At 47.6% G+C, this 21,352-nt stretch carries 22 protein-coding genes; 12 read left to right on the forward strand and 10 right to left on the reverse strand.

Annotated features, from left to right (window positions below):
* Positions 1-6: 6 nt before the first annotated feature.
* The gene (locus J0L70_RS11385; RefSeq protein WP_287454617.1) at positions 7-915 is read right to left on the reverse strand and encodes a RecQ family ATP-dependent DNA helicase; all 909 of its coding nucleotides are present in this window, start codon (positions 913-915) and stop codon (positions 7-9) included.
* 63 nt (positions 916-978) lie between these two features.
* Positions 979-1,380 (reverse strand): hypothetical protein, encoded by a 402-nt coding sequence (locus tag J0L70_RS11390; RefSeq protein WP_017286031.1) that lies wholly within the window; start codon positions 1,378-1,380, stop codon positions 979-981.
* 232 nt (positions 1,381-1,612) lie between these two features.
* Between J0L70_RS11390 and J0L70_RS11395 the strand changes: the two genes are divergently transcribed.
* The 4 genes from J0L70_RS11395 to J0L70_RS11410 all read left to right on the forward strand — a co-directional run bounded on the left by J0L70_RS11395 (position 1,613) and on the right by J0L70_RS11410 (position 5,984).
* On the forward strand, positions 1,613-1,951 hold the full coding sequence (locus J0L70_RS11395; RefSeq protein ID WP_287454619.1) for a hypothetical protein: 339 nt from the start codon (positions 1,613-1,615) through the stop codon (positions 1,949-1,951).
* A 118-nt stretch (positions 1,952-2,069) separates the two neighbouring features.
* A complete protein-coding gene (locus J0L70_RS11400; protein ID WP_287454620.1) occupies positions 2,070-3,041 on the forward strand; it encodes an ABC transporter ATP-binding protein in 972 nt (323 codons plus the stop codon).
* Between the two features lie 2 nt (positions 3,042-3,043).
* Positions 3,044-4,702 (forward strand): hypothetical protein, encoded by a 1,659-nt coding sequence (locus tag J0L70_RS11405; protein ID WP_287454622.1) that lies wholly within the window; start codon positions 3,044-3,046, stop codon positions 4,700-4,702.
* 91 nt (positions 4,703-4,793) lie between these two features.
* On the forward strand, positions 4,794-5,984 hold the full coding sequence (locus tag J0L70_RS11410) for a M28 family metallopeptidase (protein ID WP_287454624.1): 1,191 nt from the start codon (positions 4,794-4,796) through the stop codon (positions 5,982-5,984).
* A 59-nt stretch (positions 5,985-6,043) separates the two neighbouring features.
* On the opposite strand, the gene J0L70_RS11415 is transcribed toward J0L70_RS11410, so the two are convergent.
* A complete protein-coding gene (locus J0L70_RS11415) occupies positions 6,044-6,532 on the reverse strand; it encodes a crossover junction endodeoxyribonuclease RuvC (RefSeq protein WP_017286026.1) in 489 nt (162 codons plus the stop codon).
* Between the two features lie 50 nt (positions 6,533-6,582).
* Here J0L70_RS11415 and J0L70_RS11420 point away from each other — a divergent pair, with 50 nt between their 5' ends.
* Complete coding sequence (locus tag J0L70_RS11420) at positions 6,583-7,239, forward strand: endonuclease III domain-containing protein (protein ID WP_287454625.1); 657 nt, start codon at positions 6,583-6,585, stop codon at positions 7,237-7,239.
* 55 nt (positions 7,240-7,294) lie between these two features.
* A complete protein-coding gene (locus J0L70_RS11425) occupies positions 7,295-7,969 on the forward strand; it encodes a M15 family metallopeptidase (RefSeq protein WP_287454626.1) in 675 nt (224 codons plus the stop codon).
* On the opposite strand, the gene mnmA is transcribed toward J0L70_RS11425, so the two are convergent.
* The 4 genes from mnmA to J0L70_RS11445 are packed head-to-tail and all read right to left on the reverse strand — an operon-like array spanning position 7,937 to position 13,048.
* Complete coding sequence (gene mnmA / locus J0L70_RS11430) at positions 7,937-9,055, reverse strand: tRNA 2-thiouridine(34) synthase MnmA (RefSeq protein ID WP_317135180.1); 1,119 nt, start codon at positions 9,053-9,055, stop codon at positions 7,937-7,939. The two genes, J0L70_RS11425 and mnmA, sit on opposite strands and share 33 nt — an antisense overlap.
* 2 nt (positions 9,056-9,057) lie before the next feature.
* Positions 9,058-9,951 carry a flagellar assembly protein H gene (locus J0L70_RS11435; RefSeq protein WP_287454627.1) on the reverse strand — a complete coding sequence of 298 codons (894 nt, stop codon included), beginning with the start codon at positions 9,949-9,951 and terminating at the stop codon, positions 9,058-9,060.
* Complete coding sequence (locus tag J0L70_RS11440) at positions 9,948-11,762, reverse strand: aspartate kinase (protein WP_017286021.1); 1,815 nt, start codon at positions 11,760-11,762, stop codon at positions 9,948-9,950. Before J0L70_RS11440 ends, J0L70_RS11435 begins: the two co-directional genes overlap by 4 nt.
* Before the next feature lie 53 nt (positions 11,763-11,815).
* Positions 11,816-13,048, reverse strand: coding sequence for an alpha/beta fold hydrolase (locus J0L70_RS11445; RefSeq protein ID WP_287454629.1), 1,233 nt, complete (start codon positions 13,046-13,048; stop codon positions 11,816-11,818).
* Between the two features lie 187 nt (positions 13,049-13,235).
* Here J0L70_RS11445 and J0L70_RS11450 point away from each other — a divergent pair, with 187 nt between their 5' ends.
* The 4 genes from J0L70_RS11450 (at position 13,236) to J0L70_RS11465 (ending at position 16,194) form a co-directional block, all read left to right on the forward strand.
* Positions 13,236-13,433: a hypothetical protein gene (locus J0L70_RS11450; RefSeq protein WP_017286019.1), complete on the forward strand. Its 198-nt coding sequence runs from the start codon at positions 13,236-13,238 to the stop codon at positions 13,431-13,433.
* Between the two features lie 9 nt (positions 13,434-13,442).
* Entirely contained in the window at positions 13,443-14,618 is a 1,176-nt protein-coding gene (locus tag J0L70_RS11455; protein WP_017286018.1) for a baeRF3 domain-containing protein, read from the forward strand.
* Positions 14,619-14,632: 14 nt separating this feature from the next.
* Positions 14,633-15,022 (forward strand): DUF2267 domain-containing protein, encoded by a 390-nt coding sequence (locus J0L70_RS11460; protein ID WP_017286017.1) that lies wholly within the window; start codon positions 14,633-14,635, stop codon positions 15,020-15,022.
* A 386-nt stretch (positions 15,023-15,408) separates the two neighbouring features.
* Entirely contained in the window at positions 15,409-16,194 is a 786-nt protein-coding gene (locus tag J0L70_RS11465) for a hypothetical protein (RefSeq protein ID WP_287454631.1), read from the forward strand.
* Here the strand turns inward: J0L70_RS11465 and J0L70_RS11470 are convergent.
* A complete protein-coding gene (locus J0L70_RS11470; RefSeq protein ID WP_287454632.1) occupies positions 16,172-16,597 on the reverse strand; it encodes a VOC family protein in 426 nt (141 codons plus the stop codon). The two genes, J0L70_RS11465 and J0L70_RS11470, sit on opposite strands and share 23 nt — an antisense overlap.
* A gap of 55 nt (positions 16,598-16,652) precedes the next feature.
* On the opposite strand from J0L70_RS11470, the gene J0L70_RS11475 reads away from it, so the two are divergent.
* Complete coding sequence (locus J0L70_RS11475) at positions 16,653-17,420, forward strand: TIGR00297 family protein (RefSeq protein ID WP_287454634.1); 768 nt, start codon at positions 16,653-16,655, stop codon at positions 17,418-17,420.
* Positions 17,421-17,495: 75 nt separating this feature from the next.
* Here the strand turns inward: J0L70_RS11475 and J0L70_RS11480 are convergent, their stop codons facing one another.
* Complete coding sequence (locus J0L70_RS11480; RefSeq protein ID WP_287454635.1) at positions 17,496-18,617, reverse strand: glycosyltransferase; 1,122 nt, start codon at positions 18,615-18,617, stop codon at positions 17,496-17,498.
* A 223-nt stretch (positions 18,618-18,840) separates the two neighbouring features.
* Here J0L70_RS11480 and shc point away from each other — a divergent pair, with 223 nt between their 5' ends.
* Positions 18,841-20,862 carry a squalene--hopene cyclase gene (gene shc / locus J0L70_RS11485; protein ID WP_287454636.1) on the forward strand — a complete coding sequence of 674 codons (2,022 nt, stop codon included), beginning with the start codon at positions 18,841-18,843 and terminating at the stop codon, positions 20,860-20,862.
* Positions 20,863-20,946: 84 nt separating this feature from the next.
* Here shc and J0L70_RS11490 read toward each other — a convergent pair whose 3' ends face one another.
* Positions 20,947-21,315, reverse strand: coding sequence for a phosphomannose isomerase type II C-terminal cupin domain (locus tag J0L70_RS11490; protein ID WP_036045191.1), 369 nt, complete (start codon positions 21,313-21,315; stop codon positions 20,947-20,949).
* Positions 21,316-21,352: the final 37 nt, after the last annotated feature.

Consider the following 21,352-nt stretch of genomic DNA (forward strand, 5'->3'; position numbering starts at 1 on the left):
TACTTGCTATCGTACATTAAATCCCATGCCAAATGCACAGGTACAAATGACGAACCTTAAACGATCGCTGATCCAATCCTGTTCAATGCATCGGCGATCGATGGATTTCAATCCAGCATGATATGCCCCGGTTCGATGCCCTTGTTGTGTGAGCCATTCTGCAAGCTCCTCACTTTCGCTTCGCGATCGCACATAAACTAAACCCGATCCCATCTGCGAATTGATTACGGCTAGTAATTTCTGTCTGCGCTGTCGCGGAGTCGAAACCGATTGAATTTGCAGATTCAAATTCGCACGATATGGACTAAGCCGGAAGATTTGCGGCTTTTCAAGTTGTAAAATCCGTTCAATCGTTGCTTGAGCTAAGGAATTCGCAGTGGCAGTGAAAGCTGCGATGGCAATACGATCGCGATTGTGTGATAAGGCTGCTCGAACCGCCCCAAGCCGATAGTAAACGGGTCGAAATGTCTCACCCCACTGGGTTAAACAATGCGCTTCATCAACAATTAGCGTGTTAATTTTAACTTCGAGCAATCGTTGCCAAACAGATGCACTGAGTAACGTTTCAGGAGAAAGATAAAGCAAACGGTAACGTGCGATCGTGCTCAAAATCCGCTTACGCTCTGCGGCTGGAAGTTCACTATGTATCAATGCGGCTGGAATTCGGCGCTGTTGCAAATCTTGAACTTGATTCTCCATTAAAGCGACGAGAGGAGATACCACGATCGTTAATCCAGCTCGCATCACTGCTGGCAGTTGAAAACATAGAGATTTACCCCCGCCTGTCGGGAGAACAATCATCGCATCTTGATTGTTCAAGATTGTTTGAACAATCTCACCTTGAGGCGGACGAAATTCAGAATAGCCCCAGAACTGTTTTAAGCGATCGTGTAAAAGCATAGATAACTGAGGCAAGAACTGAGAAGGCGACTCAGTTTACCCAGCTTCAGCTACACGATCGCTAAGACAAAAGTAGCATTAGTTACCGACCAACATATTCATCATTTCTGCATGTAGAAATGCAATATCGGGATCACGTTGAATCGCTTGGTCATACTTCTGCTCAAGATTCGATCCCGTTACAGCGGGACGAAGAAGCTGTTTTGTCTGCGCTAACAATTCGCTTGCTTGCTCCATCGTGATCGGTTCTTTCGCATCCAACGCTTCATCAATCTGCACAATGAACTGCGAAATCGGTCGTAACCAAGCAAACCGCTGGTCTTCCAGCACTAAGCGAAAAAACTCAGTATTCGTGACTCGTCCATGTTCTTGCTCATAGCCCATCCGCTCTCCATCCAATAGGGCTTTATGCAGCCGTAAGAGCGCGAAACGGACTTGTCCCAAGCGTTGTAGCGTCGCATCAAACTCAGTCAAAGACATCCGGCAAACTCTGGTAAACACTGTCTTCATCTTGGCATATTCACGCGATCGTGGAGTAAGCCTCAGCCGCCGATTCGCACCCCAAAAACTCTATCAAAAGTTCATACAGGCAAGCGATTTATTAAGCTTCTGCTGGAATATCGAGAGTCTCAAGGTCAACGCATTTGCGATTTGGGAATCTTAAGGTCACCGCATTGACGATGCGGAAATATCTTTACTCAATCTCAAAACTATGCGCGCTTCCCAATCTCTCTCTCGCTTCGTGATTGCTCTAGGCTTGATGACCGCATCATTTGCACCGATGCACAAGGCAAACGCGGAAAATGCAACGGCTTATCCATCTGAAACAGTCGCAGCTTTCACGAGCACTTGTACTGAACAAGGCAGCAGCAAAGGAATTCCGGCTGAAGTTATGCAACAAATTTGCGCTTGCAGCATCGAAGCCCTTCAAGAACAGTATACCTTTGAGCAGTTTGCGAAAATTGATGCGGATTTAGGCGCTGGCAAACCTGCACCTGCGGAGATGGACATGATTGTTCAGGGTTGTGTTAAAGAATTTATTAGCAAATAGACAAATTCTTCTGATTTAAAATTAACGGGAGCATAATTATGCTCCCGTTTTTTGTAAAGAAATTCCGCATCTGAAAATTCTGAGGTTAAGCTATCGTTCAAATGACTTACGTTGACGTATGGCAAGTCCGCAACTCTCTGCGCCGATTCAGCGATCGCTGGCAATTTCTACACAATCTTTAACGAAACGATTCGATCGTCGTCCCGTCGTGAGTGATGTCCATCTCGACATTGCGAGCGGCGATGTCTACGGATTAATCGGACCGAACGGAGCCGGAAAGACCACCTTAATTCGGATGCTGGCGCTGATCGAAGAACCCACGATCGGCGAAATTCATTTCAACGGTCAGCGCTACGATCGCCATAATACTGCTGAGATTAAGCGCTATCTCGGTTATCTTCCCGACGACTTTCCGCTCTATGACGACCTGAATGTCTGGGATTATTTAGATTATTTTGCACGGCTATATCGACTGCGTGAACCGCGACGCTCCCGAAGACTCTACGAAGTGCTCGAACTCGTTCAACTGACTCACAAGCACAAGGCTCCGATCTCGACGCTCTCACGGGGGATGAAACAGCGCTTAGGATTGGCGCGTACCGTCCTGCATGAGCCGATGATTTTACTTCTGGATGAGCCAGTTTCAGGGCTTGATCCCATCGCTCGAATGCAGTTTCGAGAAATTATTAAAAACTTACAATCCGCAGGCATGACGATTCTGATTTCCTCACATGTGTTGAGCGATCTAGCAGAATTGTGTACGTCGATCGGCATGATGGAATTAGGTTATCTTGTGGAGAGTGCATCGCTTCAAGATTTATATGCTCGTCTGAGTCAGCAGCAAATTCTGCTCTCAACTTTAGGATCATTAGATGATCTCACACGAGAACTTAAACATTCACCCTTCATTCAATCTGTTGAACCTGTCTCAGAGACTCAACTCAAAGTCGCGTTTTCTGGAAATCAAGAAAATAGTGCTGAATTACTACGATCGCTGATTCAAGCCGGAATTCCGCTGACCGAGTTTCACTGCACACAGGAAGACCTCGAAACGATTTTTCTCAAACTTGGACATCAACAGGCATCATGACTATGCTGGATCAAATTGGTAATCTCAACCCCCAACTTTTACGAGAACTGAAAGGGCGGCTCACTTGGCGCAATATTCTAATCGTGGGCGCACTCTCGATCGTGGCTCAAGTGCTCGTCTTTCTCTGGTTTTATGGTCAACTACCAACCCCAGAAGCCTATCAATATAATCCCTACTGTGGGCACATGGTCGGCGGTGAGTTTATTCAAGGTTGCACCGAGAATGTTTCTGCCAAGACTTTCGCGATTGATTGGATGCTGTGGTGGCAGCACTTTGCACAAGCGTTGCATACCTGTATTCCCTTTGTCTTAATGCTTTCAGGAACGTATTTCTTACTCAGCGATTTGCAAAATGAGGAACGTCAAGGCACGCTTGATTTTGTGCGATTAAGTCCACGATCGGCATCAAGCATTTTACTCGGTAAAATCTTGGGTGTTCCGATTTTGGTGTATTGTGCGATCGCATCTCTCCTGCCTTTACATATTTTTGTCACATCAAGAGCGGGAAATCTCAGCTTTTTGCCCAGTTTCTACATGATGCTAGCAGCAGGCTCATATCTGATTTTTAGCTTTACTTTGCTCTTTGGCTTTTTTAGTAAATCGACTCTCAAGCGATCTGCTCAGGCGCTAGGTGTAACCATCTTCTATGTGTTGATGGTTGGAGCTATTTTTGTTCCAGGATACATCATGTGGAATTCAGAAACGGTCTGGAAAACCTTACTAACAGCGCCAATTTTATATATCACTTCTCCTGATTCAAGTTGGTTTTGGTTTAGCTTACCAATTAGCAACAATACAGCGATCGCACATCTGTTTACGCTTTTGAATATTGCGATTCTCAATGGATGGGTGTGGCAAGGCTTAGCGCGATGTTTCCATCAACCTAGCACCACAATTTTGCACAAGCGTCAAAGCTATGGATTAGTCTTTTATCTGCAAAGCTTAGTGCTAGGTCTGAGCTTTCAAACGTATGTGAGTAAGGGCACTGATGCACCCCAAGCATTCGGAACCGTCTTGCTCCCAATTGTCCTGAATCTGCTGATTTTTCTACCTTTGGCTGCAATTCTCTCCCCCCAACGTCAGACGGTCATGGATTGGGCGCGATACCGTCACACTCAATCGCCGCGATCGTCACTTTTGAAAGATCTGTTGTTTCATGACCACAGCCCAGCCGGACTTGCAATGATGGTGAATTTAGCGATCGCTGGAATTCTTTGGCTTGGTATCTCTGTATTTGGGCAGGAGCGAATCTGGCATAGCACACAACTTAGCGCAATCTTGGTCTTGATGAGCCTCATAACGATTGCACTTTATGCTGCAATCATGCAATGGCTGGTCATTCAGAAAACGTCCAAACGGAATTTTATTGCGATCGCGTTGATTACCATCTTGCTCTTGATTCCGCCTGCATTCGCTGCGCTCCTCTCTTCTAGAGGATTAATTTCGATCCCGCTTAGAGACATTGTGCTCCTCACATCGCCTTTTCTTTGGAGTGTATCTCCCGAGGTTGTATCCCCCCTCGCAGTTTTGAGCGCGCTGCTAGGTCAACTCAGTTTCATTGCTGGAATTAATGCACTGATTGCTCGCCAAGTTCGTCAAATTGGTGCTTCTGAAATGAAAGATCGATTTGCTAGACTGCAACCCAGTGGTTCAGCGCAATAGCTCTGCTGGGGAGATAGGGAGCAGCAATCTGAGTCTGATTTATTTCTCCCCATCCCCCCACTCTCCACTCCGCAAACTTCATAAGGTATCTATGCTTTTCAGGTCGCGACGCACCTTGCTCAATCTTGCGATCGCAATTTTCACGATCGTGCTTTCCCTCAGTTTGAGAAGTCCAAATTTTGCAACGGATTTACTCACTGCGGATGTACAAGCTTTAGTCACAATGGGAGCGCGGGTCACAGGATCGCCTGCTGCTGAACGAGCTAGCGAATTTTTGGTCAATGAGTATCGCAAAGCAGGCTATCAAGTTGAAATCCAACCCTTCAGCTATCCGAAATTTGCAGATGTCGGCTCTGATTTGACCGTCAATGGAACTGCGATTCGAGTTTGGGCAATGGTGCGATCGCGATCGGGTCATCCTTCTGGAAAGCTCGTTATAGTTCCAAATTATGGAACATCTGAAGACTTTCAAACCGTGAATGTCAAAGGCGCGATCGCGCTGGTTCGACGGGGTGGAGGGCTGACATTTGCTCAGAAGATTGATCATGCAGCAGCAGCAGGCGCGATCGGGATTGTGATTGTCAATAACCAACCTGATAATGTTCGCGGCATGTTGATGCAACCTTCTCCAATTCCTGCTGCCGCGATTTCTGGAAAAGATGGTGCACCCTTACTCGCTCAACCGACTGAAGCACAAGCAACACTGAATGTGCAATCTCGCCCGAATGCAGTCGGACGGAATATCATTGCTCATTTGCCGGATGTGAGGCAGCCCAAGTTGATCATTGGTGGACATTTTGATTCAGTAGAAAACTCACCCGGAGCCAATGATAATGCCTCTGGAACTGCGGTGATTTTGGCATTAGCACGTCAGTTTGCTCAGTCTACTGAAGCGCAGCAAATTTGGTTTATCAACTTTGATGGCGAAGAAGATGGACTGAAAGGTTCAGAGGCGTTTGTCGAGCAACTAGACTCGGCGGTGCTCAAGAGCTTGAAAGGAATGATCAATTTTGACATGGTTGGCGTGAACGATCGCTTATTGATTGATGGTTCAGGAGCCTTAAGCGCGGTAGCGACGCAATCAACGCGCGAAGAAGTGAGATCGAGTCGATTTGGCAGAAGTGATCATGCTTCTTTTCAGGCAAAAGCAGTTCCAACCTTGTTCTTTTTCCGAGGCAAAGACCCAAACTACCATTCGCCGAGTGATAAAAGTGTCGATCCGCGCTTACTCAAAGAAACTCAGCAAGCTGCTAGTAAAATTATTTCGCAGTTGCTCAAATAATCGTTGTCTAATTGCGACTTTGCTAAAGGCGTACCATCGAAACCTCGACCTTTGTGCAGCTATTTCACATTTGCCCGCGCACCCGATTGGGCAGCAAACGCGATCGCTAAGCCATCTGCTGCATCATCTGGCTTAGGAATTTCAGATAACCCAAAAATCATCATCACCGCTTGCTGCATCTCTGATTTCTGTGCGCCATATTTGGCAACGGAAGCCTTCACTTGCGATTGATGTAAAAAAATTGGCTCATTTAGCCCATATTCTCCCAAAGCAAGTTCAATCACTCCTAAGGCGCGCAGTACCTTATTTGCAGAGGTTGTCTCACGCGTAAAAAACGGCATTTCTAAAGCGACTGCATCGGGTTTGATCAACTCACACAGTTCGCGAATATCATCGTGAATCTGCTTTAAGCGATCGTAAATGAGCGAAGTCGAGGCGGTCTTAATTACGCCGTAATCGATGACATGATCATCTTGAATTGCACCATATCCGATCGTTGCGATCGCAGGGTCGATTCCTAAAATAACTTTGCCTTGTAATGTGAGCATTATGGTTCGATGGACTATCGGCTTCCATAATACACCCGCACTATCAAAACATGTCGAAACAACCGTTTGAGATCGATCAGGTCATAGCTCGAATTCGTGAGGCAGTGCAAGAATTTCCCAAAGCTGCCATGTTTGAACTCTACGAAGATGGCTATCAATCGTTGTTTGAGCAATTGATTAGCTGTTTGATTTCTGTTCGGACTTACGACGAGGTGAGTTTACCCGTTTCGCGGCGATTATTTGAGCGAGCGCGCACGCCTGAAGAGATCGCTCAATTGTCGATCGCAGAAATCCAAACCTTAATTCAAGACTGTACCTACCCAGAGCAAAAAGCCCAGCAGATTCATACGATCGCCCATCAAATTCTCACAGAGTACCAGGGGGAACTTCCAGCCGATTTAGACGTATTACTCAAGTTCAAAGGAATTGGGGTGAAATGCGCGCATCTGGCACTAGGAATTGCCTGTCATCAGCCTTATATCAGCGTCGATACACATGTGCATCGAATTACGAATCGCTGGGGATACGTGCAAACTAAAACGCCAGAAAAAACAACGATCGCGCTGACAGCAAAGTTGCCAAAACAATACTGGATCGAGATCAATCAACTGCTGGTTCCATTTGGTAAACACATTTGTACTGGAAAACGCCCTCACTGTGCGACCTGCCCGGTGCTTAAATGGTGTGAACAAATCATTCAGCCGTAGGGAACTCTGAGTACGATCGCTGAATCCATATCAATTAGTTGGTTATGCCCTCGCCATGCAAGTTTCTCGAATTCAATTTCTATTTACGTTCGTTGTCGCTTTGACGATCGCGCTGTTTCTTCACAACCCAGTTCGAGCAGTTCAACTCAATCCAACAGTTCTCGTTGACATTCGATCGATTAATCCCCGGATTGCGCTCGACATTCGCTACGCAACAACAAATAACTTTGTCAAACAAAAGCTTTACCCTGAAGCGCGATGTATTTTACGCGCGGCAGCGGCACAACAGCTATCCCAAGTTCAAACTGCTTTAGAAGCGCAAGGATTAGGATTGAAAGTTTACGATTGCTACCGCCCTTTAGCGATTCAGAGAGCACTTTGGGCGATCAAACCGGACGATCGCTTTGTGGCAAATCCAGCCTATGGATCGCGCCATAATCGGGGGATGGCAGTTGATCTTACGCTCGTCGATCGCGCTGGAAACGAATTACCAATGCCGACCGGATTTGATGATTTTAGCGATCGAGCGTCTCGCAGCTATAAAAATCTGCCCGCAAACGTGCTCAAAAATCGTCAAACGCTCGAAGATGCGATGGTGAAAGCGGGTTTTATCCCGCTTGCGACCGAATGGTGGCACTTTGACGCAAAAGGCTGGCAAAATTACGCGATTCGAGATATCCCGTTTAGCGCCATTCCTTCAACTGCGCTCAATAATTCCACCGCCAAGTAGCACTTCACCGTCGTACCAAACTGCCGCCTGACCGGGTGTAATACTAAATTGCGGTTCATCAAACACAATCCGCACGCGGTTTCCTTCTAAAGGAATCACCGTTGCAGGAGTCGCGGTTGAGCGATAGCGAATTTGTACTTCTGCTTTAATTGGGGCTGTTGGTTGAGCGATCGACACCCAATTAATCCGCGAGACATTACATTCAGGGTTTTGCGCCTGCGATCGTTCTCCGACAATCACACGATTCATCACCGCATCCAACCCGATCACATAGAGAGGTTCACTGTGCGCGATTCCTAAACCTTTGCGTTGCCCGATCGTATAGTGATGCACCCCTTCATGCTGACCGAGAACTTTACCCGATTGATCGACAATTTCGCCTTGGCGAGGCGCAATGTATTTATCGAGAAATGCCTGCATTGAGCCATTCGCTTCGACAAGACAGAGATCTTGGCTTTCTGGCTTATCGGCAGTGTGCAATCCAAAGCCCGCCGCAATTTGGCGCGTTTCAGTTTTGTGCTTCTCACCCAAGGGGAACAGCACTTGAGACAGGACGGTTTGATCGAGATCGTAGAGAAAGTAGGATTGATCTTTGGATCGGTCGATCGCTCTTAGCAACTGATATCGCCCAGTCGTTTCATCGAAGCGAATTCGCGCATAGTGACCCGTCGCGATTTTCTCAATGCCTAAAGTCTCCCGCGCATACTTCAGCATCGGAGTAAATTTCACGGCTTTATTGCACTGCGAACAAGGCAAGGGCGTAATGCCTTCGCCATATCCTGCGACCAGATAATCTACGATGTTTTCTTGAAACACATCCCGACTATCCACAATGTGATGCGGGATGCCCAACTCCTCACAAAGTTTTGCAGCATCGACCATGCCTTCTGAGCAGCACTGACCTTTCCCTTTCATCAACCAAAGGGTCAGCCCCACCACGTCATAGCCTTGATCGTGCAACGTGGCAGCAGCAACAGAACTGTCCACCCCACCGGATAGACCTACCACAACTTTGTTCATCGGAGTGTCATCATCAAAAATCCCTTCTAGGCTAACATTTTGCTGTGAGATTCGGGGATTCGGCACATTCAATTAATCGTTGAAAACTGACGCAGCAATTCTTCTCGTGACGCGGATAAGAGGATTGGCGTAAATTCGTTCGGAGGCAAGGTTGCAATCCGATCGACAATTCCAGCCAGTTCTGAATCTAGAGCGTTAAACCGCGACATGAGCAGACTCTCGATCGTCGATCGACGTTCCTCCTCTCGTCCTTCTTCTCGCCATTCCTGTCTGCGCTGTAGATAGATTGGGGACAAATTCATAAATAGTTCCTCCTCGTCTTCAGTCAGATTGCGCCGTAGCTCTATCATAGTGCGCCATTCAGTTAACAATTCCAGAACGATCTCTTTCATTCGGTGATCATCTGGCAGAGCATTGAATTCCTGAATCGCTTTTTTCTGCGATCGTCCACGACCGAGAATCCGAAGCCATAAAGTATCCGGAGTCTGTGGAAGTTGATGCAGGACAATTAACCCAGTGCGATAAGCATTTGGGTGATGATAGATGCCACTTTCCCAGGTCCGTTTTCGGCGATTGGCTCCAAATTCACGACGCAGTTCGACAGAAGCAGAAGGAACCAGAATCCAAAGCCGAGGCATGAACTCTGGGGGGATCGTTCGTTTTTCGCGGTTGGCTTTGCGGAGCAGTTCTCGACGGAGGGAAATGAGTTTGCCCACGCAGTCGAGAATTTGGTCTTCGTCAGCAGGATTTCGGAAGGGTTCGATCAAACAAGGCGTAGTGGTCAGCTTTCCAAGTAAGCCGAGGTAGGATCGTTCAGATTCCTCGACGGATTCAGGAACGAACCAGATATCGGCGTAGCGAGTTTCCGCCTTAATTGGGAGATTGGGTGTGACTTGCCCGATCGGAGAAAGCAGTTCTTCCAAATACGCCTTGGCAAAATGATCGTGAGGCGTTTGGGTCATGCAGAGACTTGAATTCTCTGAGTTCCTGCCAGCTCAAATGCGGCATGAATCGCTTGCAGTGCTTTCACACCTTGGTCTTCTGACACGACACAACTGACTTTAATTTCAGAAGTCGCAATCATTTGGATGTTGATTTCGTGCTTGAAGAGTGCCTCGAACATTCGAGCGGCAACTCCGGGCTGTCCGACCATTCCAGAGCCGACAATGCTGACTTTTGCGATCGCGCTATCGACCACAACCTCGCCATAGCCAATTTCCGATCGCGCAGCTTCAAGCGTTTGTTTCGCTGCATCCGCATCCATTTGCGCCACGGTAAAGGCAATATCACGTGTCATCACACCATTCACCATGCGGCAGCGCTGCGATTGAATGATCATATCGACGCTGATGTTCTGACCGGCAAGAAGCTGGAAGATTTTTGCCGCCATGCCCGGACGATCGGGAATGTAGCGGACTGCAACTTGTGCCTGCTTCACATCTAACGCAACCCCTCGCACAGCAGCAGCAGAACTCGGTGCAGCTTGTGCCGATGCTTTGACTCCAGATTGTGAGATTTCAAAGACTTGGCAGAGGGCAGAAATTGCGCGATCGCAATCCACTTCATCCACCACACAACTGACTTTCACTTCCGACGTTGAAATCATTTGAATATTGATTCCAGCCTCTGCCAAAGTTGAAAACATTTGAGCGGCAATCCCCGGACGACCAATCATGCCTGCTCCCGCGATCGTGACTTTGGCAATATTTTGCTCAATCATCACGTCAGGAGCCGATTCTGGATTGATCGCATAGCCTGCGGTTAGAGCCGGAATAATTGCACTGGCAACCGCTTCAGCGCGAGTTAGAGAGTTTTTAACCACCGTGAAGGCAATATCATTCGTGTTGCCTTCGTGAATCGATTGAATAATCAGATCGACATCCAGCTTTTGAGAGGCAATCTCGCCAAATAATTTCGCGGCAACACCCGGACGATCGGGAACTCGAAGCAAGGCAACTTTAGCTTGATCGGTGTCGAATTCAACTGCATCAACCGGACGAGCAATTTCTAAACCTTCGAGCGGGCGCGGCTGCGGTTGAGGCGATCTCACCCAGGTTCCAGGATCATCTGTCCAACTCGATCGCACAACTAAGGGAATCCCATAATTTCGAGCAATTTCAACAGCACGCGGATGCAGAACTTTCGCCCCCAGGCTCGCGAGTTCTAACATTTCATCGCAGGTAATCTCCGTCATCAGTTGCGCGTCTTCAACCAATCGGGGATCGGCGGTGAGAATGCCTGGAACGTCGGTGTAAATCTCACAGAAATCAGCTCTGAGAGCAGCAGCCAAGGCAACGGCTGATGTGTCAGACCCGCCTCGACCCAGCGTTGTAATTTCCCAATTTTCAGTACTGCTGATGCCTTGAAAGCCTGCAACAACGACCACTTCGCCTTGATTGAGATGGCGTTCTAAGCGATCGGTAGCAATTTTCAGAATTCGGGCGCGGGTATGATGCGTTTCGGTAATGATTCCAACCTGCGCGCCTGTGAGCGAAACGGCGGGCTGTCCGGCTTCGTGCAGTGCCATACTCAGAAGCGCGATCGACACTTGCTCTCCCGTGGACAGCAGCATATCCATCTCTCGACGATTCGGAGTGGCAGAAATATCGTTTGCCAGTTTGACTAATCCATCCGTCGTTTTTCCCATCGCTGAAACGACGACCACCACAGAATTTCCAGCCTCAACGGTTTTCTTCACTCGTTGCGCGACGGCTTGAATTCGTTCGACCGTTCCGACCGAAGTTCCCCCATATTTCTGCACAATTAACGCCATGTGTCCCCACTCCCAAAGCTTCGCCTTGCATCATCAGTTTGATTTTATCGCTCTTATTGCAGGGAACGGCGAGAATTTTTGATCGGGTCAGGGGTGAGGACTTGTGCTTGAATCCACTGCATCAATTCAGCGTTAACTCGCTCTGGGCATTCATCATGGGCACAGTGTCCGGCATCTTCTAATTCGATGAGTTGCAGGTGCGGATTGTAGGTAAGAAATTGCTGCGCTGATTTGATCGGAATCATCCGGTCTTGTTTGCCCCATAGGAGCAGTAACGGTGCGCGAATATTGCTGAGAATCGATTGCAGATTCGGACTAAATTTTGGATGAGTCATGGCTTTGAGAATGGCACAAAATGCCCGCGCAGAATCGCGCTCATGAGCAGGCTTGGCTAGAATTTCTAGCAATTCATCGGTGACTGCTTCTCGACCCGCGTATGCTAACATCACCCAACGGCGAATAATCTTCGGGTGTCTGAGTAAGTAAAACAAGGGATACAAGACCCAAGACGAGGCAAAAATCGCTTGAATGAGTCTGACCAATGGACGCACGATCGCAGGAATAATCTCGTGCTGACTTGCGGGATCAGGCAAGCTAATCATCGCAATGCCGCGCACCATTTCAGGATATTTTCTAGCTGTGACAGAGCAGATGAGCGACCCGATCGAATTTCCGACTAAGACGACCGGCTTATCAACGCAAGTCCGCCAAAAATCATGAAGCTGTTCGACCCAAAGCTCGATCGAGTAATCAATATCAGGCTTATCAGACGCGCCAAAGCCTAATAAGTCGATCGCATAAACACTATGATGTTTTGCCAGCACAGACATATTCTGCCGCCAATGCCCGATCGAGCCACCAAAGCCATGCACAAAGATCACAGGCACTTGACTTCTAGGATTGGGAATCACGGAATGATTGATTTTCCAGTTGTGCCAGAAGAACGTTTGCTGATAGCCCAGTTTCCGCAATTGCGCGATCGAGGGTACAGATTTGACCGAGTGTAGATCAGAAAAAACGGGCTGAAAGAATTCGGTCAGTCGAAGCGCCAATTCCTCGGATCGAGGACTCAGCAATGCCCACCCCATTGCCATTAAGGTTGTGACAAAGAGTTGAATCAGTTCGACAGCAGAGGGAAATCCACCCGAAAAGAGGGCAAAGGTACGATCAACGATCGCCAGCAGCCAAGCCAGAATTCCAAACTCCCATAAGTCAATTTTGAACTGATCCAGAAATGGTTGAAAGTCCTCTAGGGTAAATTGGCGTTCAGTGGTTTGGCAAAACATAGAATCTGTGTCTTCTACAGAACAGTTCCTTTACTGTGGAACGCGATCGCCAAAGTTTCCTCTATTGAAGTGAGTGCTCTACGAAAATCTCAAGGTGCATCTTAACAACGGCTAACCTTTCCTCCGACAGATTTCGCCCCTTCAAACATTAGTTGAATGGAAAGAAGAACCGATGAGGAACATAGCTATGCCTGATTCATATAGCCATAGAAGTAGCCCAACGAAAACCAACACGAATCAAAACGGGCTGATTGATACTAATCCTGGAGATACACCGACTGAACCAGATTACAGCCGGGATGATCAAGAAATAACTCCGGTGAATGAAGCAGCTTTAGAAAGACCTACAGAGAAAGCACCTCAAGAGAATCAAGAAAAATCATAGGAGATTGTCGTGAGTGTTTTAACCATCGAGGAAGTGAAAGGATTAGTTGAGCGATCAAAGAGTTGGTGCGTTTCGATTTACCTGCCAACCGTTGTCGCTGGAACTGAGACTCGACAAAATGAAATTCGATTTAAGAACCTTTTTCGAGAAGCGCTGCAAAAATTACAGGACAACGGACTCTCTGAGGACGAAGCCAATGATTTTTTGCGCCCTGTGACTGACCTGATTGAGTCGGAAGACGATTTTTGGCAGCAACAAGATTCGGGTCTTGCACTGTTCATCACGGATGATTTTTTCCGTTACTACAAAGTGCCCCTCGATTTGTCTGAGCTAGTTGTGGTCACGGATCAATTTCATCTCAAGCCGCTTTTGCCGCTGCTTACGGGAGACGGGACATTTTATGTGCTCGAACTCAGCCAGAAGCAAGTGAAATTGTTTGAAGGCGATCGCTACCATCTCCGGGAAATCAATGTTCCCAACTTGCCGCAGTCGATGGATGAAGTCTTGCAGTATGACGACAATGAACCGCGAGGACAATTCCGCATTGGCACGACGAGTGGAGCCGCGAATTACAATAATTCATCAGCCGGAACAGGTGTATTTCATGGGCAAGGTGCACCTGAGCAAGATGATGTGAAAAAAGACTATGGTCAGTTTTTTCACGCGATCGATAGTGCTTTGCACGATTTTCTCAATGGCAAGCGATCGCCTTTAGTGCTCGCTTGCGTGGAGTACTTAATGCCGATTTACCGGGAAGCAAATACTTATCCCCATCTGATCGAAGAAGGCATTACCGGAAATGTCAAAGACACTGCAATCGCCGAGTTGCATCAGCAAGTTTGGTCGATCGTGGAGCCTTACTTCTTGCAGGCACAAGAACAAGCAGCGCATGATTATCACGACTTATCAAACACAGAATTGATTTCGACCAAGCTCGAAGAGACTGTTCCGGCGGCTTACTATGGGCGAGTCGATCGATTATTTGTTGCAGTCGGCGTGCAGAAGTGGGGCAGATTTGATCCGAATGCCAATGAGATCCAAATTCATACCAATGCTGAAGTAGGAGACGAGGACTTACTAGATGCAGCGGCAATTCAGACATTGATCAATGGAGGAATAGTCTATGCAGTGGAGCCAGATGTGATGCCTGCCCCTGCGCCGATCGCGGCAGTGTTTCGTTACTAATTGGAGACTAATTGATGAATTACGATCAGTTCATTCGAGCAGTAAAAGAGTCGGCATCATTTGAATCTCGAGAAGGTGCAATTCAAGCAACAAAAGCAACGTTAGAAACAATGCGAGAAAGATTACTCGGAGATGAAGCTAGCCATCTTGCGGCACAGCTTCCCAAAGAATTGGGAGACTGTCTGCGCGGGCGTGAAGGACAAATGGGAGAGCATTTCAAAGTTGATGAATTCTATCGCCGAATTGCAGAGCGCGAAGGCGTAGATGCGGATGTTGCACAAAGTCATGCGACGGCAGTGATGTCTGTGCTGCGCCAAGCTGTGAGTTCGGGAGAATTTTCAGATGTGCGCCTCGGATTTGCCAAAGATTACGACGAATTGTTTGCTGCGATCGCAAATTCTTAGAACTTCCTCATTTTCAGATGCAGTGGGAGGCATAGATATGCCTCCCATTTTTCATGTTGAAATCATTCCAGTGAAGACGCTCTTATTCTCAGCCTGCACCTTCTCCAAATCGATGCTCAAACCCTTGAAGATTTCTCAGTAGCGTTACGGATTACTCACAACTCTTATATTTGGATTGTGTTAATTTACACTTCAACTTTATGAAATTACTGTAGAGCAGATTTCAAAGTACCTGATGTTACTTAAGAAACTCAGTAGAGTTGCACGTAATATTTATTTTTTCAGACATTACACGACCGTAATTTCCCCTCAGTATTGACCTCCTACCCTCCCTTGCTGCAGAAGAGTGCTTCTCAAACTTGATCCATGATTAGGAGCGTTGCTCAATGAAATTCACTATCCAAACCGTTATGCAGGGCTTGATGTTGACAGCCCCGATCGTGATAAGTTCCACGATCGCCGTTGCACCGAGCCAAGCTGCAAGTTTTGCAACAGCCAGCGGCAGTTTACTCCTAGAAAACTTTACCTGGCAGGGGAATAACCTTGGCTCGGACATCAAAACTTTCACCAAGGAAATTTCATCCTCTGGCTCTAAGACGTTCGCTACTGCTACCGCAAAAGCACTTGCAACCCCAGACGCACTAGCTCAATTCTCAAAAGCACTCGCCCTAGGGAATGGATCAAACTATTTTGCAACTGCTAAAAGCTCATCGTTTACTGAAATTAATTTTGATACGCAATGTGGCTGTTTTCAGTTTGATTTCAGTGCGGCACTTGCTGCGATCGCATTTGCCACTGAACCAGGAGAGTACGCCAGCGCAAATAGTCTTGTCGCGTTCGGCATCTTCAATGGTGAGAATTTGATTGATTCATTTGAAGCAAGCTTATCCGCAAACAATCCCTTTAATCTGGTTCGCAGTAGCGACTTCATCCACATTGACTCTATCTTCGACAGTGGATTCGGGGTCGAAATCGCCGGGTTTTATCAGCGGCACTTTGAGCCTGAAACCCAGTTGACGGTACGCGGCATCACTCGAACCGATGCCACAGCCACAGTCCCAGAACCTCCTATGTTTGCAGCTTTAGTCATTTTGCCGGGACTGTTCTGGCTCAAACGTCGATCGCAGATGAAAGCCCTGCCTCAAGCAATCAGCGATCGCCAATCTGATTAAGATCGCCGCCGAAAATGGCAGTCGGATCGGTGTAGTGTTTGTACTCCATCAAATTGCCAAAGGGGTCAATCAGAAAAAAGGTGGAATGTTCAAGCGGCATACCCACAAAGCGGTGTTTCGGTTGTTGATAGAACGAGAGTTGTTTTTGCTGAGCGCGATCGAGCAACGCTTGCCAATCGGACTTGTTGGTAAAAATCAGCCCAAAGTGACGCGGATAGATCCCTTTTTGTGGAGTTATTTCATCCTGCGTTACATGGGCAACCAATTGATGATCGTATAAGTTCAAAATTGCAGCTTGATCATTTTCTCGCCCTAAACCGCAGCCTAAACCGTCCACATAGTAAGCCTTTGTCGTGGGAATATCCCGCACTGGAAAGGCGAGATGAAATAGCACTGAATTCATGATTTCGCCGCTCGTTGATGTCAGAATCAATTATGGCGAATTTTTTTCTGTGCGTATGCCTCCAGCAATTCCTTCGATGACAGATTGGCTGATCGCGATCGTGCTGAATGCGGTTTTGTTAGGACTGCTAGCGATCGCACCTAAGAAGCTTCTAACTCCGGGCGGCATTGTCAATGCTTGGATTTTAGGTGTGATTGTTTGGGGCTGTTTGGGCTGGCGAGGTTACTTGCTGGTCGTCTTTTATTTTCTAGTTGGTTCAGGCGTAACATTCGTTGGCAAGGCGCAGAAAGAAGCATTAGGGATCGCAGAAGCGCGATCGGGCGCAAGAGGAGCAGGAAATGTTTGGGGATCGGCGCTAGTCGGGGCGATTTGTGCCTTATTGGTGTTGGGTTTAAATGTGACGCAGTTCGCAATCGATTTCATTCCACTCTTGGCATTGGGATATGTCGCGAGTTTTTGCACCAAGCTTTCTGATACTTGTGGAACTGAGATTGGTAAGGCTTACGGGCAGAGAACTTTCTTAATTACGACATTAAAACCCGTCCCCCGTGGAACAGAAGGCGCGGTGAGTTTGGAAGGCACGATCGCAGGAGTTGTGGGATCGGTTGCGATCGCAATGGTCGGCTGGTCGCTAGGATTAATCAGTCCGATTGGCATTGGAATTTGTGCGATCGCGGCTTTTGTAGCCACGACGATTGAAAGTTTGATCGGAGCGACGATCGAGGATAAAGTCCCCTTTCTAACGCATGATGTCGTGAATATTTTGAATACATTGATTGGGGCGATTGTTGCGATCTCGATCGGATTGCTCCTGCCTCGCTAAACTGACCGATCCTTAGCACTAGCTTAAGGTCGTCAATACCTCTGATTTTTCGGAATGGGTTAGGATTGCAAGATTTTATGTGCCATAGGTGCGTCCCTTCCAGGCTCCTCCTTTACCTTGCCAATGTTGGAGTGCAGAGTCGATCGTCATTAAGGTATACAGAAACGCGATCGCGGGTAAACAAAAGGCAGACCAAGCGGGACAGCGATAAAATCGCACGATCGGAAAATAAGCGATCGACATCAACACATACGTCACGAACCCGATCCAATTCAGCACAAGAATCGGAGCAAGGTAAACCAAACCCATTCCTAGCACCGATCCAACCAGCAAGATTGGCGAATAGTTCAATTGGGTATAAGCCGTTCGAGCGACCATTTTCCAAATCGTATCGAGCGAATCGTAAGGACGAAGGCTAATTGTAGATCGCGTGAGTCCGAGCCAAATCCGCCTCGTTCCACTTGCCTTAATCGCATCTGCCAAAGCGCAATCATCAATTAACGCCTGCCGAATTGCATACATTCCACCAATTCGCTCCAACGCCTCGCGTCGAATCAAACTACAGCCTCCTGCCGCTGCCGCTAGCGTTCGAGTCGGATCATTCGCCCAGCGAAACGGATACAACTTGGCAAAAAAGAACACAAACGCTGGAATTAATAGCTTTTCCCAAATACTCACACAGCGCAAGCGCACCATCAGAGAAACTAACTCTCGATCGTCTGCCATCGCCCAACTCACCAGATCGCGCACATTTCCTGCATCATGCTGAATATCTGCATCTGTCAGCAGAATATAATCCGGCTTTAGCTCCATTGCCCGTTCAATTCCCTGCTGCACCGCCCAAAGCTTCCCTGTCCAGCCACTCGGCAAAGGCTGAGCTGGAATGATCTGCAACCGAGCAGATTGATTGCATTCTTCAGCCGTCGATCGCGCAATTTGTGCTGTGCCATCCGTGCTGTGATCATCGACGAGAAAAATCGTGAGAGAGCCTGAAAAATCCTGTGTCAAGAGCGATCGTAACGTCAGCGGCAGCATATCCGCCTCATTGCGCGCTGGAATCACCACACAAACCGACGCACTCTGAATTTCACCTGTTGGCAACCGCTGATCCATCCGCCAAAACTGACCTCTGAACGCTAGCAAATAGACCCAAATCAAGAAACTCACGATCGAAATCCCAAGAACGATATCAGACATGTCAAGCTCACCATGAAGGCACGAATTTTAGCGGAGCGCTGGAAATGGCATTTCTTCGCGTCGATGAAAACGTTACCTTAAATTCCCAATACATCGTCAAGGTAAAGTGGAAATTCAAGAGGATTTACTTTAGAACAAAAAACAAGATCAGTGCAATCAGCACAGTCTGGCAGAGAAGCCGATGCAGATGATAAGGTTTGGGTTGGTGTGAGGAGTATCTAAGATGTCAGCGCTAGAAAATGCGATCGCAGCCAGTCAGCAATATCTACTGTCGTTACAAAAACCAGAAGGCTATTGGTGGGCAGAACTCGAATCGAATGTGACCATCACCGCAGAAACGATTCTGCTGCATAAGATTTGGGGCACTGATCAAGAGCGACCGTTGCAGAAAGCTGAGCAATACTTGCGATCGCAACAACGAGAACATGGAGGCTGGGAACTGTATTACGGCGACGGCGGCGATCTCAGTACCACCGTTGAGACGTACATGGCACTCCGGTTATTAGAAGTTCCGGCAACTGATTCCGCTTTGATCAAGGCAAAAGAATTTATCCTGGCACGCGGCGGAATTAGCAAAACTCGCATTTTCACGAAATTCCATTTAGCGTTGATTGGATGCTACGACTGGCGAGGCATTCCCTCCATTCCACCTTGGATTATGCTGCTGCCATCACTGAAAATTGAGGTTCCAAATCCGTTTGGATCGGAGCCGCTATTTTCGGGGCATACGTTCAGTATCTACGAGATGTCTAGCTGGGCGCGGGGCAGTACTGTACCCCTATTGATCGCGTTTGATCGTAAGCCTGTATTCATCACAAATCCAACCATCACGCTCGAGGAGCTTTACGTTGAAGGCGTGCACAACGTCAAATATGAATTGCCCAGAAAATCAGATTGGACAGATTTATTTCTCGATCTCGATCGAGCTTTCAAATTTGCAGAAGAGTGGAACCTTGTCCCGCTCCGAGAAGAAGGAATTAAAGCTGCCGAAAAATGGGTTCTCGAACGGCAAGAAGCAACCGGAGACTGGGGCGGAATAATTCCCGCGATGATCAATTCTCTGATTGCATTACGGTGCTTAGGATATGACGTAAATGATCCTTACGTGATCAGAGGCATGAATGCGATCGATCATTTTGCGATCGAAGAAGAGAATAGCTATCGAATTCAGCCTTGTGTTTCTCCGGTTTGGGACACTGGATTAGTTGTACGATCTCTGATCGAATCTGGGGTAGATCCAGATGATCCAACACTGGTCAAAGCAGGAGAATGGTTGCTCGAAAAACAAATTCTCAGTTACGGAGATTGGGCGGTTAAAAACACTCAAGGCAAGCCCGGAGCCTGGGCGTTTGAATTTGAGAATCGATTCTACCCAGACGTAGACGATTCGGCTGTTGTGGTGATGGCACTCGACTTGATCCACATGCCGAATCAAGGTTTAAAGCGACAAGCGATCGCTCGTTGCGTCGAGTGGATCAGCACAATGCAGTGTAAACCGGGGGGCTGGGCAGCTTTTGATCTCGATAACGATCAAGACTGGATCAATGAGGTTCCTTATGGCGATCTCAGAGCAATGATTGATCCGAACACTGCTGATGTGACTGCGAGAGTGCTGGAAATGTTGGGGCAGATTGAGCCAGAGTTAGGAGTTGCCATTACTCCAGAAAAGCTCGATCGTGCTCTGCGCTATCTCACCCGCGAACAAGAAAAAGATGGCTCATGGTTTGGACGTTGGGGCGTGAACTATCTCTATGGAACCAGTGGTGTTTTAGCTGCCCTCGCAAAAGTTGCTCCGAATACGCATCGGCGAAGTATTCAGCGCGGTGCTAATTGGATGGTGAGTGTTCAGAATCCCGATGGAGGTTGGGGCGAAACTTGCGAAAGTTATAAGAATCCAGCGCTCAAAGGACAAGGAGCGAGTACTGCCTCTCAAACCGCTTGGGCATTAATTGGATTACTTGCAGCAGGCGATGGAACAGGCGACTATGAATGGGAAGCGATCGATAAGGGAGTCGCTTATCTAATTAGCACTCAGCAAGATGGAGCCTGGAATGAAGATTGGTTCACAGGCACTGGATTTCCGGGTCATTTCTACCTGAAATATCATCTCTATCAGCAGCACTTCCCCTTAACAGCTCTCGGTCGCTATCAGACCAGTTTAAAACAGCGATCGAGTTTGAAAGTACCGCTGAATCTGAAAGTTAAAGAAGTGGATACAGTTCAAGCTGGAGGACAAGAGCTATAGCGATTCTGTTTGAGTTGTGAATGCGTGGAAAAGAGTGGGGAGTAGGGAACGCTCTGAGTTAGGTTTTCCCCATTCCCCATCTCCTCAAGAATTCGGATCTTTCTCAAACCGAACAATATCGTCCTCACCCAAATACTCCCCATTCTGCACCTCGATCATCACGAGCGGAATCACTCCCGGATTATCCACCCGATGTGGCGTTGCCATTGGGACATAAGTGGATTGTTTCTGCATTAATACCTTCTCTTCTCCACCACAGATCACTCGAGCTGTCCCAGACACGACAATCCAATGTTCACTGCGATGGTAATGCATCTGAGTACTAATATGTGCTCCCGGCTTAATCTCAATTCGATTAATTCGATATCGCTTCGATTCTTCTAAAACCGTCACCGTTCCCCAAGCCCGAATCTCTGTTACCTCTGCCGGGCTAGCTGTTTCTTCAGTTTTCATAGCAGAAACTTCAGTTACTCCACTCTCCATCATGCAA

This window comes from Leptolyngbya sp. UWPOB_LEPTO1 (assembly GCF_017302695.1).
In the GTDB taxonomy this organism is placed as follows: domain Bacteria; phylum Cyanobacteriota; class Cyanobacteriia; order Leptolyngbyales; family Leptolyngbyaceae; genus Leptolyngbya; species Leptolyngbya boryana.